Annotated in this window: 16 protein-coding genes; 5 read left to right on the top strand and 11 right to left on the bottom strand. The window is 39.6% G+C overall.

Annotated features, from left to right (window positions below):
- Positions 1 to 143: 143 nt before the first annotated feature.
- The 4 genes from J3L16_RS03145 to J3L16_RS03160 form a co-directional block, all read right to left on the bottom strand.
- Positions 144 to 2,024 carry a glycosyltransferase family 2 protein gene (locus tag J3L16_RS03145; RefSeq protein WP_242698628.1) on the bottom strand — a complete coding sequence of 627 codons (1,881 nt, stop codon included), beginning with the start codon at positions 2,022 to 2,024 and terminating at the stop codon, positions 144 to 146.
- Between the two features lie 627 nt (positions 2,025 to 2,651).
- Positions 2,652 to 3,188: a nuclear transport factor 2 family protein gene (locus J3L16_RS03150; protein ID WP_207611431.1), complete on the bottom strand. Its 537-nt coding sequence runs from the start codon at positions 3,186 to 3,188 to the stop codon at positions 2,652 to 2,654.
- A gap of 67 nt (positions 3,189 to 3,255) precedes the next feature.
- Entirely contained in the window at positions 3,256 to 4,362 is a 1,107-nt protein-coding gene (asd, locus tag J3L16_RS03155; RefSeq protein WP_207611432.1) for an aspartate-semialdehyde dehydrogenase, read from the bottom strand.
- A 184-nt stretch (positions 4,363 to 4,546) separates the two neighbouring features.
- Positions 4,547 to 5,416, bottom strand: a complete 870-nt coding sequence (locus J3L16_RS03160) for a LysR family transcriptional regulator ArgP (protein WP_207611433.1) — start codon at positions 5,414 to 5,416, stop codon at positions 4,547 to 4,549.
- Positions 5,417 to 5,497: 81 nt separating this feature from the next.
- On the opposite strand from J3L16_RS03160, the gene J3L16_RS03165 reads away from it, so the two are divergent.
- Positions 5,498 to 6,115, top strand: a complete 618-nt coding sequence (locus J3L16_RS03165; protein ID WP_242698629.1) for a LysE family transporter — start codon at positions 5,498 to 5,500, stop codon at positions 6,113 to 6,115.
- Between the two features lie 7 nt (positions 6,116 to 6,122).
- On the opposite strand, the gene J3L16_RS03170 is transcribed toward J3L16_RS03165, so the two are convergent.
- Both J3L16_RS03170 and J3L16_RS03175 read right to left on the bottom strand, forming a co-directional pair.
- On the bottom strand, positions 6,123 to 6,575 hold the full coding sequence (locus tag J3L16_RS03170) for an NfeD family protein (protein WP_207611434.1): 453 nt from the start codon (positions 6,573 to 6,575) through the stop codon (positions 6,123 to 6,125).
- Positions 6,576 to 6,600: 25 nt separating this feature from the next.
- Positions 6,601 to 7,572, bottom strand: coding sequence for a stomatin-like protein (locus J3L16_RS03175; protein ID WP_207611435.1), 972 nt, complete (start codon positions 7,570 to 7,572; stop codon positions 6,601 to 6,603).
- Between the two features lie 318 nt (positions 7,573 to 7,890).
- Between J3L16_RS03175 and J3L16_RS03180 the strand changes: the two genes are divergently transcribed.
- The 4 genes from J3L16_RS03180 to J3L16_RS03195 all read left to right on the top strand — a co-directional run bounded on the left by J3L16_RS03180 (position 7,891) and on the right by J3L16_RS03195 (position 12,496).
- Positions 7,891 to 9,393: a peptide MFS transporter gene (locus J3L16_RS03180; RefSeq protein WP_207611436.1), complete on the top strand. Its 1,503-nt coding sequence runs from the start codon at positions 7,891 to 7,893 to the stop codon at positions 9,391 to 9,393.
- 385 nt (positions 9,394 to 9,778) lie between these two features.
- A complete protein-coding gene (locus J3L16_RS03185; protein WP_207611437.1) occupies positions 9,779 to 10,111 on the top strand; it encodes a DUF3718 domain-containing protein in 333 nt (110 codons plus the stop codon).
- A gap of 341 nt (positions 10,112 to 10,452) precedes the next feature.
- Complete coding sequence (locus tag J3L16_RS03190) at positions 10,453 to 11,679, top strand: cation:proton antiporter (protein ID WP_242698630.1); 1,227 nt, start codon at positions 10,453 to 10,455, stop codon at positions 11,677 to 11,679.
- A gap of 130 nt (positions 11,680 to 11,809) precedes the next feature.
- Positions 11,810 to 12,496, top strand: coding sequence for a class I SAM-dependent methyltransferase (locus J3L16_RS03195; protein WP_207611438.1), 687 nt, complete (start codon positions 11,810 to 11,812; stop codon positions 12,494 to 12,496).
- Between the two features lie 120 nt (positions 12,497 to 12,616).
- On the opposite strand, the gene J3L16_RS03200 is transcribed toward J3L16_RS03195, so the two are convergent.
- From J3L16_RS03200 to J3L16_RS03220, 5 genes are all read right to left on the bottom strand, one after another.
- Positions 12,617 to 13,129 carry a DoxX family membrane protein gene (locus J3L16_RS03200; RefSeq protein WP_347564635.1) on the bottom strand — a complete coding sequence of 171 codons (513 nt, stop codon included), beginning with the start codon at positions 13,127 to 13,129 and terminating at the stop codon, positions 12,617 to 12,619.
- Positions 13,130 to 13,136: 7 nt separating this feature from the next.
- A complete protein-coding gene (locus J3L16_RS03205) occupies positions 13,137 to 13,883 on the bottom strand; it encodes a DNA-binding domain-containing protein (RefSeq protein ID WP_207611439.1) in 747 nt (248 codons plus the stop codon).
- Positions 13,876 to 14,721 carry a DUF692 domain-containing protein gene (locus J3L16_RS03210; protein WP_207611440.1) on the bottom strand — a complete coding sequence of 282 codons (846 nt, stop codon included), beginning with the start codon at positions 14,719 to 14,721 and terminating at the stop codon, positions 13,876 to 13,878. The genes J3L16_RS03205 and J3L16_RS03210 overlap by 8 nt, the downstream gene beginning before the upstream one ends.
- Before the next feature lie 14 nt (positions 14,722 to 14,735).
- Positions 14,736 to 15,086: a DUF2282 domain-containing protein gene (locus J3L16_RS03215; RefSeq protein WP_207611441.1), complete on the bottom strand. Its 351-nt coding sequence runs from the start codon at positions 15,084 to 15,086 to the stop codon at positions 14,736 to 14,738.
- Between the two features lie 162 nt (positions 15,087 to 15,248).
- A complete protein-coding gene (locus J3L16_RS03220; protein ID WP_207611442.1) occupies positions 15,249 to 15,704 on the bottom strand; it encodes a hypothetical protein in 456 nt (151 codons plus the stop codon).
- Between the last annotated feature and the right edge of the window lie 15 nt (positions 15,705 to 15,719).

Here is a 15,719-nt window from a genome sequence, read left to right on the forward strand (position 1 = left end):
TAATCTTGACTTTAGTTCTTACTCCAAGAAATACTCTTTTTAAGTAACTAAATATTGCGTCCGACTTTTTTAAATTAAGAAGCTTAAAATTGTCGTTGCTAACCTTTAAAAGCTTAGTCTGATATAAACCGTCTTACACCCAATCAATCAAGACCAAAGTTTTCATGTGTAGATGATAAATTCTGATTGTAAGCTGGATCGGCATTTAAAAGATCACCCCACGTTTCTTTCATATAGTCACATTCTTTATTAAAGCGACTTATCTTTTCCGGGGTATCTTCTTCTCCACGACTGATAGATTCATGATGATAAAGCTCTGCCCAAGGCGTAAATAAATTTCTATAACCCGCAGCATGTACTTTTAAACAAAAGTCTACATCATTAAATGCTACGGTTAGATCTCGCTCATTTAAACCGCCCACCTCTTCAAAAATAGATTTCCGCACCACTAAACAAGCTCCAGTCACTGCAGACATGTTTTGAACTAACTGTAAACGGGTAAAGTAACCGGGTTCACTTCTGTGAAAATATTTGTGAGAATGCCCAGCCACACCACCAATACCAAGAATAACACCTGCGTGCTGTATCGTATTATTCGGATAGTAAAGCTTAGCTCCAACACAACCTATTTCCGTTCTTAGTGCATGAGACACCATCTCGCTAAGCCATTCGCGGTTGATAACTTCAATGTCATTGTTAATCAGCCCCACAACCTCGCCTCGAGCCTGTGAAACAGCAAAGTTGTTAATAGCAGAATAATTAAAAGGTTTATTCCATTTTAGTAATCTGAAATTATCTTTTTCATTCGAGTATTCAGAAAACAACGATAAGGTTTTTGGGCAGGTAGTTTGGTTATCCACAACAATAATCTCTATATTGCTGTACGACGTTCTAAGGTATATAGATTCTAAGCATTGCTTGAGGATGTCATAACCATCTCTAGTGGGAATAATTAAGCTAACCAGAGGAAGCGCTTTAGGTAAACGCCAATTCACTTTGTATGTGTTCGGGTACGTACCCATCTCTACTCTAGCATCTTTATGATACTCGGAAATGAAGTTGTTAATGGCTTCAATTCCCGCATCAGTGGTGTAGGGTTTCGCAGAAGCGTCAGACGCAGTGGAATTTTCAATAACTCGCCAATGATAAAGAATATAAGGAAGATGAACAATTTGTTCACGACTAAGTGAAGCCGTCGCCCTTAATAATAAATCATGATCCTGAGCGCCCTCCACTCCAAGCCTAAATCCTCCAATCTCCTTCAACAAACTGGTTTTGTATACAACTGGATGACAAATGTAATTTTGGCTCAATAGTAAATCTAGGTTCCAGTCAGGTTTAAAGTGTGGCTGACGTCTATTGCCATGTTCATCTATTTTGTCTTCATCACCATAAAACATCTCTGCTTTTGGATTGTCAGATATTGCCTGTGTAAAAAATGACAAGGTATGCTGTGGTAGAGTATCGTCATGGTCTAGCAATAAAACATAGTCATTACTGACCATACCTAAAGCTTCATTGCTTGATTTGGAAATATGTCCGTTTTGTTTAAGAAATTTGACTTTGATATTCGAGTACTTTTCTTGATATGACTTCAATACATCAATGGTTTGGCTATTGGTTGAAGCATCATCTACGATACATAGTTCCCACTTGCTATGGGTTTGATTTATGACTGAATCAATACACTCTTTTAAGTAAATAGGGTCGGTATTATATGTTGGCAAAACAATAGAATATGCGACATCAGATTGCTCGGAGTTAAACGACTGCTGCATTTCTTGTATTGCTAACGGTTCATCATGTTTCACCCAAAATGGATAGCTTTTCTCTATCACGCCACTACTAAATATTTTATTGTATTCCTCGTAAACAGTATCAATACGGGCCCCTCCATTTAGTTTGAAGTGCGCTGACAGGTATTTTTCTAGATTGTCTACGTGATTGAGGTGTACCGCTAATTGCTGCTTCATATACCTCATTGCAATAAATGAAGGTACTTTCGAAACCATAAAGCTATTCATGGTGAACTCTGTTTCAGTCTCACAGGGATCAAACCTAAGCATAGCGTTTGGTTTATCTAGATAGAAAAGCCTGTTTACAAACTTGGTACTGTGCCAAGGTACATCAACGCAAGTTAACTCTCCTTTTTGTAAATTGGAGTAAAGCTTAGCTACATGCGTCTGGTGATTAACTTCGTTTATCTTTATTCGTAAAAGATACCAGCCTTTGTTAAAGCGCCGTTTAGGAAAACGCCTTGCAGGATGAATAATAAACTGTGGGTCTTCGCCCGTGGATAACCAGCTAGAGTCAATGTTTTTTAGAGTGACTTTTTCTAATTGGTTATGGGGAACAATGATTAGCTTTTTCGCCAGCCGGTATGCTAGGCGTTTTAAGTTAGCTGGTTTGAGTATTTTTAATAAGAAAATGCGTAAACACCTTATTTATAGGTAATGCTGGACTGTTTTTTACTGAGTTAATTTCGTTACCGTTTATTTAAAACTGAGAAATCACACTAGTAACGTGGATTATAAGGCATATTAACGCTATCGACTAGCCTATGTATTTTAGAATCATCTTTAAAAAAGAAGAGAAGATAATCACTCGCTTCTCTCGTTTATATTCGAATTAAAACCTTTGAATAACCAGCGTCATTTCCCATCGAATGTAGATGGTTCAATTCCAGGAGGGTTATTGTCTGTGTCGTAGATTAACTTCCATTCGCCTTCTGCATTTTTGTACCACACCAATGCTACTCCACCAGTGATCACTGGCATATCGGCAGGCGATTCTGCGTTTGGTTGCAAATAATATTCACCTAGTTGCAGAACCATACGCCCATCGTGAAACATCCCCTTTTCTTTAAATAGAAGATTACCTTTGAAGAAGGGAAATGCCTCTGTGTACCATGCTCGGACAGTTGGCACACCGTACATGATAGAAGACTCCGCAGGCGCATAAATGTGGTCATCATGATAGAGATCGAAGAGCGCATCTGCGTCCTTCGCATTGAATGCTGTCAACCATAAGTCGAGGCGATCACGGATTTCTTCCAGCACAGCAGGGTCACCACGTACACCATCAGAAAAATCTGTATCGACTTCAGCTAGCGCAGGCACCGCAAAGCTCATAGCTGATACAAAAGAACATATAAAAACAATTTTCGCTAAGGTTTTTCCTAGTTTCATTCTTTTGATTCCGTTTATGGAGGTAAAAAAATTTAGGCCGCTATTTCACGGCCATTAAGTGTCGCAACTACTTATTTAACAATATGCTTAGCATACGGCGTAGAGGCTCCGCAGCTCCCCAAAGCAATTGATCGCCAACAGTAAACGCTGACAAAAACTCAGGTCCCATGGACATTTTACGCAATCGACCAACAGGTACTGACAAAGTACCTGTGACTTTTGTGGGAGTCAGCGACTGCATACTTTGCTCACGATCATTGGGCACAACGCTCACCCAATCGTTAGCTTGAGCGATGATTTGCTCTATTTCTGTTAGCGGTACGTCTTTTTTAAGTTTCAACGTCAATGCTTGGCTGTGGCAACGCATAGCACCAATGCGCACGCAGGTACCATCCATAGGAATTGGCGCCCCATCAGACCCTAAAATTTTGTTACTCTCCGCTTGCGCCTTCCACTCTTCTCGGCTTTGGCCATTGTCGAGCTGTGTATCAATAAAGGGTAACAAGCTACCGGCAAGTGGCGCGCCAAAACGTTCGATAGATAAATCTTCACGCATAGCAGCAGTGATTTTGCGATCGATATCCAATATTGCAGAGGATGGGTTAGCCAATTCGGGAGCAACGCTTGCGTGGATTTGCCCCATTTGCGTCACAAGTTCGCGCATATTTTGCGCACCAGCTCCACTGGCTGCCTGATAGGTCATAGCGCTTACCCATTCGACTAAACCTTCAGAAAATAATCCTCCTAGTCCCATCAACATTAAGCTAACAGTACAATTACCACCGATGTAATTTTTAACACCGCGATCTAAGCCCTGCTGAATCAGCTTACTATTCACTGGGTCTAAAACAATGATCGCATCATCGTTCATACGCAACGAGGATGCAGCATCAATCCAATAACCATCCCAGCCTGCTTTTCGCAAAGGAGCAAACACTTTCTCGGTGTAACCACTCCCTTGGCAGGAAATAATCACATCAAGTTCGACTAGTGCTTCAATACTATACGCATCTTGTAAGGCCGGAGCCTGAACACCAACATCAGGGGCAGAACCTCCAACATTGGAGGTAGAAAAGAATACAGGTTCGATTGCTGAAAAGTCACCTTCTTCCAACATCCGTTCCATTAATACTGAGCCAACCATTCCACGCCAGCCTACAAAACCTACTTTCATTTTTAACTCTCAATATCTTTGTAAATGAATCTATTAAAACACTATCTATACAGGTAATTAATCGTTCAACCCCTACCCGCTAATTGCATCTCAGGGATATCAACATACATGTGTGTTTCTTCAACATCTGGGGATTATAAGCGAAATTAACGCTATCGACTAACCCTTGTGGCAGCAGTTATTGTCATTGCTCAAGTTTTATCTTAGCCACAGACATAGCATGCTCGCGTAGGGCCTTTAACTGAGGGCTTTCAGTGTGCCAATAATGCCAAAACAAAGGTGTATTAATCACGTAGTCAGGTTTTAAATCAATTAGTTCACCTCTATCTATCAAATCACCAATTTGTAGCTCGGGTAATAAGCCGTAACCTAAGCCTGACAAAACCCCTTGTTTAAACCCCTCAGAGCATGGGAAATAATGAATATATTGAGGTGCAGAGTAATTAAAGTCTGCCAAAAATTGGTGTTGTAACTTATCATTTTCGTCAAAAACTAGGCACGGTAATTCGCCTAAATCAGTATCCAGTCCGTAACGATCCACCCATTTCGCGCTGGCAACAACTTTATACTTAAGGGAACCTAATGGAATAACAGCCGCGCCGTTCACAGGCTCGCCATCTGAAGATATACACACCATCACCTCCCCCGCTTTCATACGCTTGAGAGTGACAGATTGGTCTTCTACAACTAGTTCAAATTTTAACTTATCGCCAACGGCCAACGCTTCTGGCAACCAAGTTGCCAATGAATCTGCATTAGTTGCTAACCTTATGGTTAAGGGCTGATCATAACCTTCGCTTTCAACGAGCGTATTCATACCTAAAGCGACTTCTAACTGCCTTACTTGTTGTAGGTGATTCAGTAAACGTTTGCCAGTCGCTGTCAATATAGGTGGATGAGAGCGAATTAACACGGGCTCTCCTACAATGGATTCAAGCTGGCGGATCCTTCTGCTTGCAGCAGACTGAGTAATAAAGAGTTTTCTTGCAGCTTTTTCAAACCCCTTTTCCGAAACGATCGCAGCAAGCGCTTCTAATAATTGATAATTAATCATGAATATTACTCATAGCCCCATAATAATATTCATTATACTACTTTAAATATTCCCAGTAGTATTTACGACAACACGACATCAATGTCGATATTTGGATGGAATATGGTTTCTTTTTTCTCTGGTATTTTTCTGGGTTTAAGTTTAATAGTTGCGATTGGCGCGCAAAATATTTGGGTGCTTAGCCAAAGTATGGCAGGTGCCAACCGCTTAGTTATCGCTACAGTCTGCATTGCATGTGATGCCAGCCTAATCATTGCTGGGGTATTTATCGCGAACGAAGTTAAACTGCTGCTACCTTCGTTAGTTCCTTGGCTAACCTATGCTGGAATCGCAATGCTTTTATATTTAGCATTTGGCGCATTAACTAGAGCAATAAAAGGAAGCTCAGGGTTAAATATAACTCATAGTTCGAGGCAACATTGGCGTGTAACCGCATTGTCGGCTTTGGCCATTAGTTTACTTAATCCTCATGTTTATCTTGATACTCTTGTGTTATTGGGCAGCTTAGGTGCTTTGCAAGCTCATCCGAGCTACTTTGCTGCAGGGGCATGTGTCGCCTCATGTTTTTGGTTTGGTAGCTTAACGACCTTCGCTCCAAAACTTCGAGTATTACTGAGCTCACCGTTACGTTGGCGGATATTTGATACCAGTATTGGGTTTATACTGCTATTTTCAGCAACGCAGCTTTGGTTTATATAGAAGCAAGCTATTCGACCAGCATGACCGTACCTTCAACAGCTTTAATAGTCACTGATGTACCAACATCAATATTGGTTGATTCGTCTTGGTTAAAACACTTTGCTTGCCAATCAATACCCGAATAGCGAATTGCACCACTGGTGTTTGTAACAACCGCGCTCACAACCACTTTCATACCAATCATGTCACTGCTTGTGTCTACAGCTTTATCGGTTCCTTGGAGTTTTTTTAATGGAGCCCACAAAACCCCAGCCCAAACGGTTGAAATTAAGCCGACAAGGAGTACTTCATACTGCCAAGTCGACACAACACCTAAAGAGACTAATACACCTGTACAAATACAGCCCAGTGCAAAAAACAACAAGGTACCCGATAACCCCATTATGGTGAGTTCTATAACTAAAGCCAAACCGCCGATTAAATAGAGTACGTTGTCGTGATTATCGAGTATATATTCCATAGTATTTCCTGATGTAACCTTATTACTAGCTGTCTTTTAATGACGTTGCAATGGCAACTGATTGCGCCACTGTGTTCGCAATGTTGTCGCCAGTTCTTCCATCTGAAAGCACCACAGTACTGTCACTTGCGATAGCTTGATGGGCTTTAATTGCTTCTTGCGCAAGGGTTAATCTTACTGCAGACTGGCCACTTTCAGTTTTTGCTTCATCTCCGACCATTTTCAATGCTTCAGCTTCAGCGATTGCCACTAATCGAATCGCTTCAGCTTTACCTGCCGCGTTCAAAATTTGTGATTCTTTTGACGCTTCTGCCGCGAGTACTTGTTCCGCTTTTGCTGCCTCGGCATCTAATACTCGAGCTCTTTTTTCACCCTCGGCTCTGGTGATTGCCGCGGTTTTCACCCCTTCTGCGGTAAGTTCAACAGAGCGTTTTTCACGCTCGGCAGTCATTTGCTTTTCCATATCTTCTTTAATTGACTGAGGGGGAGAGATATCTTTTATTTCATAGCGTGTAACCATAACGCCCCAAGGCGTTGTTGCCTCAGTCATTGACGATAAAATTTTGGCATTAATGATATCTCGATTTTGAAAACAATCATCCAACTCCATTGAGCCAATAGCGTTGCGCATTGATGTCATAGCCAATTGAATAACCGACATTTTATAATCAGTAATTTGGTTAGTTGCCGCGGCAGCGTCAGTGACTTTCAAAAATAATATACCGTCGATATGCAAAGAAATATTATCTTTTGTGATGGCTGACTGTGAATTTACTTCCAACGCTTGTTCTTTTAGATTTCTATCTGCGGCAATAGACTGAACAAAAGGTACTAAAAAATTCATACCTGCACTTAGCGTTTTTGTATACTTCCCTAGTGTGTATATAACAAAGCCTCGATTTTGTGGCACAAAAACAACACTTTTCCGCAATGTGTATAGTGCAACTATTGTAATCCATAAGGTTGGGTTGGTTATATAAGGTAATATTACGTCCATTTGATATCCTAAAAATTAATGAGCTGTGTTTTCAGCACTGTTTTATATAAAAGTACATTGTAATGCAAAGCACCTGAGTATTTCTGTTTTTCATACATATTAAAATACAACCACAGCGTAACATTTTCGGTGCCTATTCATAACAAAGCGTTAAAAGGCCTGTTTATGGTTTTTTTAGAGTGGTATAAATGTTAGCGTAATATAAAGTTGAAATACTTAAAGGGTAGCGGCGTTTCGCTTCTAAACTTCGGTCAGAATCGAATAAATGCAAGGCGGAACATCCCCTTTCATTACTACAATAAAAACAAGGTATTATTAATGTCTACGACAGAACAAAAACCCAAAGATTTTTTGGGTCATCCTGCAGGATTACAGACACTTTTCTTTACTGAAATGTGGGAACGATTTAGCTATTACGGTATGCGTGCGCTGTTAGTGCTTTTTATGACAGCCAGCATTCAAGAAGGCGGCTTATTCATTACAGTGGCATCTGCAGGTGCGATTTACGGCTTATACACTGGTGCTGTTTACTTCATGGGTTTACCCGGAGGATGGATTGCCGACCGTTTATTAGGCAGCCAAAAAACCGTCTGGTACGGTGGCATTATCATTTTTATTGGTCACTTAATATTAGCATTACCAACTGACAACACATTTTTCGTCGGTTTAGTCTTTGTTGTACTGGGTACTGGTTTATTAAAGCCTAACATTGGCGCCATGGTGGGTCAGCTTTATGAACTCAACGACAAACGCCGTGACGCGGGCTATACCCTTTATTATATGGGTATCAATATTGGTTCTTTCCTCGCTTATTTATCCATAGGTCCAATTAAAGAAGCTGGCCACTGGCATTGGGCGTTTGGTTTAGCGGCTGTAGGTATGTTTGTAGGTTTGATTCAATATCGCCTTACCCTTCACAAGTTAGGCGGCGCAGGTGCCAAGCCGACAATAAAAATGTCTCCAAAAGCAATCAAACTAAGCTGGGCCGTTATTGCAGCATTTTTAGTGGTTTTATCGGTAGTCACCGGACTTGCCGTTACCGGAGCAATTTCCTTTGACCCTGTAGAGCTTGCCAAACTAGTAACCAAAATTATCGCAATATTATTTTTTGGTTCTTACGGTTATATTTTCTTTTTTGGTGGATTAAGCCCTAGCGAAAAACGCAACTTAGGGGCGCTTTTTTGGGTGTGTATTGCATCAACCTGTTTCTTTGCTGGCTTTGAATTAGCAGGTTCATCCTTAAATTTATTTGCACAAGATTACACAAATCGTTTACTGGGCTCGTTTACCATTCCGACTATATGGTTCCAGTTATCTAATTCTGGTTTTATCATTTTATTATCCCCATTTATTGCTGCACTTTGGATAAACCTAGCTAAGAAGATGATCACACCAACCTATGGCGTAAAAGCAGGCATTGGTCTAGTGATTATGGCAACAGGGTTTATTGTTATGTTTTTCGCATCTCAGCTAGCAGCAAGCGGTTTAAAGGTTGCCCCTTATTGGCTTGTTGCCACCTACTTCTTGCATACAGTGGGCGAAATTTGCTTAAGTCCAACAGCATTAAGTGCGGTAAGTAAGCTATCGCCTAAACGCTACGCAGGGCAAATGATGGGTGTATTTGTATTAACCTATGCTATGGGTAATCTAGTTTCTGGTTTACTTGCAGGACAGTTTGACCCGAATAACGTTCAAGACATGCCTGGCCTTTATATGCAAATCAGCTTATTTGGTATTGGCATTGGTATTGTGATTGGTTTACTCAGTTTTGCGACCAAAAAGTGGGAAGTCACTGAAAGCAAAGAAGAGCAATCAGCCTAGCCCTAAACCTATTAAGTTAATAAAAAAGAGCAAGTTACCCTTGCTCTTTTTTTATGCCTAAAGCCACCCATTTTGATGAGCAATTCTAGCCGCTTCCACTCGATTACTGGCATTCCGTTTATGAGATACCAACAAACAAGTGAACTCTTTAGATTCAAGTGTCATCAATATGCAGTGACATTTGTCACGTTTCTCAATAAAAAAACCAAAATATAGTCAAAATAATAAATTCAATTGGTCATTTTCACAAAAAGAATTTAAAAAGATATCACTGAAAACATAACTATTTGTTTTAAAACAATAAAAATAATTGGCATTTCATTTGCTCTAGTTAATACAAGTCACAATGACTAAACATTTAAACTGGAAATAAAGGAAGAACACTATGAAAACATTGACTAAAGTAATCGCAACTACTGTTTTAACTCTTAGCACTATCGGTTTTGCTAGTGCTTCTGAACAGCTTGTCCCAACAGACAGCTTCGCTGGAACTAAATTATGTGTAGTTGCAGCCAAAGGAAACAAGCTTTCTCTAAATAAAGAAATCCGTGAATCTCGTGTAAGTAAGCAGTACTTAGTTGAGAATTTAAAATGCAATGGCATGGACTTAGTGTCTTTTGTTGAGCAATACGGAAGTAATCCACATAACATCAATACATTTTTAGCCGGTAAAGATTACAGTAAAAATAGCAGTACAACAGACATCGCATCTTTGTAGTTTACCGATTATGTTGAATCCGCACACATCCTACCTACATTTAGTCTTTGCAAATGTAGGTAGGAATCAACACTATTGAGAAGAAACCTCATACAATTCATTTGACGTTTCTTCTTTTGCTTTTCCATCTCTTCCTTTTATTTAACTCCATATTTACGATATATATTCAACTCATAATCTATAAATTTATGTAGTCCCCAAGAATGCCTCGGTTTTACCTACGATTATGATTTTTACCTAGCTCAGTGGAAATCATAAAACGTAACACTGGCACTGAAAGTTAATTAGACCATAATGGGTCTAAGGTACTTTACTATTTACTGAATAAGGCTGACACTATTTTGGAAATTAGCAGCGAGCTTGGCATACTGATGCTTTTGTTTTGCGTAAGTGGTTACACCATGCTTGCGAAACGCTTATCAACAACCGTCATTACCGCCCCTATCGTCTTTATTACCATAGGCTTAATATTTTCCTATGTGGGCTTTTTTACTGATATAGAAACGGAAGAAACCATACATTTAGTAGCAGAAATTGCACTAATTATTCTGCTATTTCTAGACGCATCCCAAATTAATTTAAAACGATTAAAATACCGAAATAGCTGGCCGCTAAGAATGTTGCTTATAGGGCTTCCACTTTGTGTTGCTATTGGCACAGGTGTGGGTTTGTTGTTCTTCCCAGAATGGCCTTGGGTATTTGTAGCATTGGTGGCCGCAGTTTTAGCCCCTACAGATGCAGCTCTAGGCGAAGCCGTTATTCAAAACAAAGCCGTTCCAGTGAACACACGCCAAACACTGACTGTAGAGAGTGGCTTAAATGATGGACTCGCACTTCCCTTTATTTTGTTCTTTGCTGCTTTATTTGTTGCGTCATCAGCAGAGGATACAAGTACAGTACATTGGTTAATTTTTGGTGGTAGCCAAGTACTCATAGGCATTGCTGTTGGGGTGGCTATGGGATGGACCAGTGGTAAGTTATTCTTATTTGCTGAGTCGAAAAATTTGACCTCAAATGTATATGAAGGCATTGGTGTGCTCGCCTTAACAGGCACGTCTTATTTGAGCGCCACCATAATGGGTGGAAATGGCTTTATCTCCGCGTTTATTGCAGGCTTGGTATTTGGTAATCAAGTTAAAGGCCATTGTCGATTTATATACCAGTTTACCGAAACTGAAGGTCAGCTTTTGGTATGGTCAGCGTTTACGGCTATCGGTCTAGGGCTATTACCTGAAGCACTTCACCACATTACGTGGGATATAGCTCTGTACATTCTGGTCAGTTTGTTCTTTGTAAGGCCACTCGCTATTTACCTTTCTTTACTAGGCACCAAAATGCCTTTAGTGTCTAAGCTGTTTTTAGGATGGTTTGGCCCAAGAGGGTTAGCTACCGCCCTATTTGCTCTTGTTGTGTCAAAAGATTTAATGAGCGAATACAGTCATAGCTTGTTAGTCGTATCTATCAATGCAGTATGGATTAGTGCTTTACTGCACGGTATGAGCGCCGCACCTTTAGGGCGTTGGTATGGCAACTACATGCTTAAGTTTAAACAAAAGAAACATAATTAACGTATTCAAAGCCAGTTAGCCTTTATTGTATATTTTCAGCAATATAGGTTAACTGCCCTTCTTTACAACCACATTGTTTCTTATTAAAGAACAGCGCTACGCTCAAAAATGGAATTGGATATCATTGCTTATGGATAAGAAAGGTAAAACATCCCTTGTGAGTACAGAAGACATACAAGAGATAGCCAGTCAACTGAGTTGCCCATCAGGTAGTAAAGGAAAAGAAATAGGTGAGCTGCTTCATTCAACCAATATAGATATGATCCATGAAAGCATTTTGGCACTTCAATTGAAGGATCACCACAATGTATTAGAGCTCGGTCATGGCAATTGTTCTCACTTATCGTATCTAATGAAAAAAGCGACCGATTTAAAATACGTAGGGATGGAAATATCAGACGTCATGCAGCAAGAAGCAGAGCGTATCAATGAACCCTTCATAAACAAAAATCAGGCTTTATTCAAAGTTTTCGATGGCATGAACATACCGAATACAGACAGTTTTTTCGATGCGGCTTTTTCTGTTAATACACTGTATTTTTGGGAGCAACCAAGAGCCTTTTTAAATGAAATATACCGGGTATTGAAAACCCAAGGCGTACTTGTTGTGACCTTTGTAAATAAGGCTTCTATGGAGCTATTACCCTTTGTTGCACAAACCAATGTATTTACATTATATGATCAGCAAAAATTCTTGAGTTTGGTAAGTGACACTAACTTTCAAGTTACCGCAGTAGAAACAACAATAGAGCAAGTGAAAAGCAAAACAGGAGAGTGGGTTAATAGAGAATACTGTATCGCTATATTGACTAAATAACCTGAGCTTTAGCGTCCTGTATCTCTATTAACTTTAAAAATACCCATCTTCGTGTACCGGCTTCAGATTACATAAAAAAGGCAAAGTAAATACTTTGCCTTTTTTGTTCAATGTTCTTTTTTACTTTTCTAATTTGAAAAGTTTATCTAGTGACAATCGACCTGGGCCAAATGACAATATTGTTAACAAGCTTAAGAACCACCATACCGCAGGGTTCCACCAATGATCCCATTCAGGGAATACAGCCAGTTGAATAAACAATGTCATACCGATAAGGCCGGCAGCACCAAGTCTAGATAGAAGACCGAGAATCAATAAAATAGGAAGTACAACTTCCATTACCCCTGCAGCTATTGCTAACTTCTCGATAATTGAAACAGTCATTGAGCCTTCAACATAATCTAATGTATTTGGATCACATAACAGCAACGCGCCTTCTCTAATTGGATCTGGACAGAAAAATTCGTAAAGAAACAGGTCGTACTTTTCTTCATTGAATTGTAAAAAACCATTCCATTTCGTCAAGCCAGAATTCAAGAACACTTTCGCAGCCATTAAACGAACCAGCAACAAAGCGATATCTTGAGAAAAACGGCTCACTAAATTTGTAAAACTTTGATATAAAGAAATCACAGTATTACTACACCTTTTCTGTTAATAAATTATTAGTTATCAGTTGAGAAAAAATAGCGCTTATGTCTATTTCCTCATGTTGTGAAGCCGCTTCTGCAGCTTCAGTAAGTGGCTTACCTGAATGTATAGAATAAATAAATTCATACTCTCCAGCTAATAACGACCGATGCAGTATAATGCCATTCGCGTCTCGCCACATTAAAATAAACTCTTTCTCAGGGTTAATTGCATGTTGTTGTGTCAATTCCCCCTCTTTTAACTCAGACCATACTGACGAAACTGACCATTCAGTTACCACCAAAGAGGCACTCGACGCTAACCCCAAAGACACTTCATCAATATTTTCCATCCAGCGAGCCAAATCACTTTCGCTAGGCGCTGTACTGGATTTGGCAAAATAAACCTGATTCCACGTATTGTCTAATTTAGCTAAATCACTCACGTAATCAAGATTTTGCTCTTTTAACATGTTCAACAAAAATGTCGGCATGTCATTGCCATAATCCGCTAACACTTTAGAACTCGGTGTATTGTGATCAACATACTGCCTTGCAACATAGTGAAAATACTCTTCACCCAATGCAGATACACAAGATTGAAAACGACGTTTTAATGTATCAACACAAGAAGACAGAAAGGTATTTCTAAAAATAGCTAATTTATGCTCGTCTTCATCGCTGGACAAAAACGGACGCATGACTTCGCTATTTCCATCTTTGACATAAGATGCCAATGCAGAAAAGTAATCAGCCATGAGCCAACTCTTTATGACTTGACTGAATTATCTGTGATGCAAAATCTCTCTCTTTCATTAATTCAGCAAGAGGAGGCAAATTTGCATCTCGCTCGATCAAGACAGGTTTTTTACCTGTTTGAGAGATAACATCTCTTAGCAGCTCCCACACATTATGAGACACAGGAGCATCGTGAGAATCAATCAGTAAATTCTTATCATTTGGATCATATGAATGACCTGCCACATGAATTTCACCTATGGCGTTGGCGTCAAGTATTTGAATATATTCATTCAAATCAATGGCAATATTTTTACTACTAATAAATAGGTTGTTTACATCTAAAAGGACACCACAACCCGTTTTGTGAACTAATTCCATCAAAAATTCAGCTTCACCGTAATCAGAGGCCATTTCAATATAGTTAGAAGGATTTTCTACCAATATTGGGCGTTGAATCGTATCTTGAACTCGATGAATGTTATCAGCCGTAAAAGCTAGACTCGCTTTTGTTCTAGGAACAGGCATTAAATTATTGAAATAATGACCTTCTAGACCTGACCAAGCAATATGCTCGGAAAAAGAAGCGACCTTAACCGAATCACACAATTTTTTAATTCGAGCGAGATGGTCTTTACATACAGGTTCTGGACTACCTAAAGAAGCGCCTACACCGTGAATACTTAAAGGGATTTTGTTGGCTAACTCTTGGAGAGTTTGGAGTCTTGGACCGCCATCAATTAAATAATTTTCGGCGTGGATTTCAAACCATAATCCAGGTTGATTGAAGTTATGTAACTCTGAAAAAAACTCTGGCTTTAAACCAATGCCGGCATCAGCCGGCAATGAAGTGATCATAACTCAGTCAACGATTATGCAATCGGAGATTTTGAAGCTGGACCATTTGGAGTTACGATGAACTCACATGAACCTTTAGGCGCATATGTCCAAGCATCTTTTTGGAAATCAACAGTAGAAGTACCTTCACAGCTTGTACCTGCACCGGCTTTACAATCATTTTCACCAGCTAGTGCGATACCGTAGCACTTATCTTTACGACCACGTAAACGCTCGCCACCTTTCCACTCTTGGATAGCTGTTTGTACCGCTTCTGGCGCGCCTTCAGCTACAGTAAGTTGATCATTTGGAGCAGCCATCGCGCCTTGAGAAGCCGCAATTGCACAACCTAAAACTAATGCTAATTTTGTCTGTTGCTTATTCATAATAGTGTAACCTTATAGTTAAAATTTAGTTGCCTAGATGACATATCAATTTAGTCTACTAAATTTCGTTGTCAACGTTGGCGTTCGAAAAATAAGACCTCGTCACATTGGACAAAATTTCAATTTTTTTTACATTTTTCTTTTCAAGCCGATTTCGTTTTATTAAAAACTACGGCCAAAAGCCAATCCGAATACGACGGCATTGTCTGCTCCAGCATGTATATCATAATGTAATTGGGGAGACAGGGTAAAACCGTTTTCAAACTCAAACTCATATAACAAACCAACTCTGGTAATAAAAATCTCTTCATCAGAAGTAATTTCAATTCCGGGGCCAATTTGTGCCATAAAACCTTCAAAGAAATGAATATCTGCCACGGCTAAAACAGACCAGGCATCAATATCACCAGCAGCATATTCTATTACAGTCCCTAAACCAAGTAGTTGATTAACTCGATACTCATAATCAACACCGGTACTAAAACCAAATTCTTCCCCTTTAATATTTGTTCCACCTAAAAATAAAGAAAGATGATGGGGGCTATGTTCAAAATGGTTTTCTGCTTCCACCAATGGCACTATCGAAAATAACAAAATAAAACTGTAAATTAACTTCATTTTACTCAACCTTAT

The sequence above is a fragment of the Alteromonas sp. 5E99-2 genome (assembly GCF_017368475.1).
Taxonomy (GTDB): Bacteria; Pseudomonadota; Gammaproteobacteria; order Enterobacterales; family Alteromonadaceae; genus Alteromonas_F.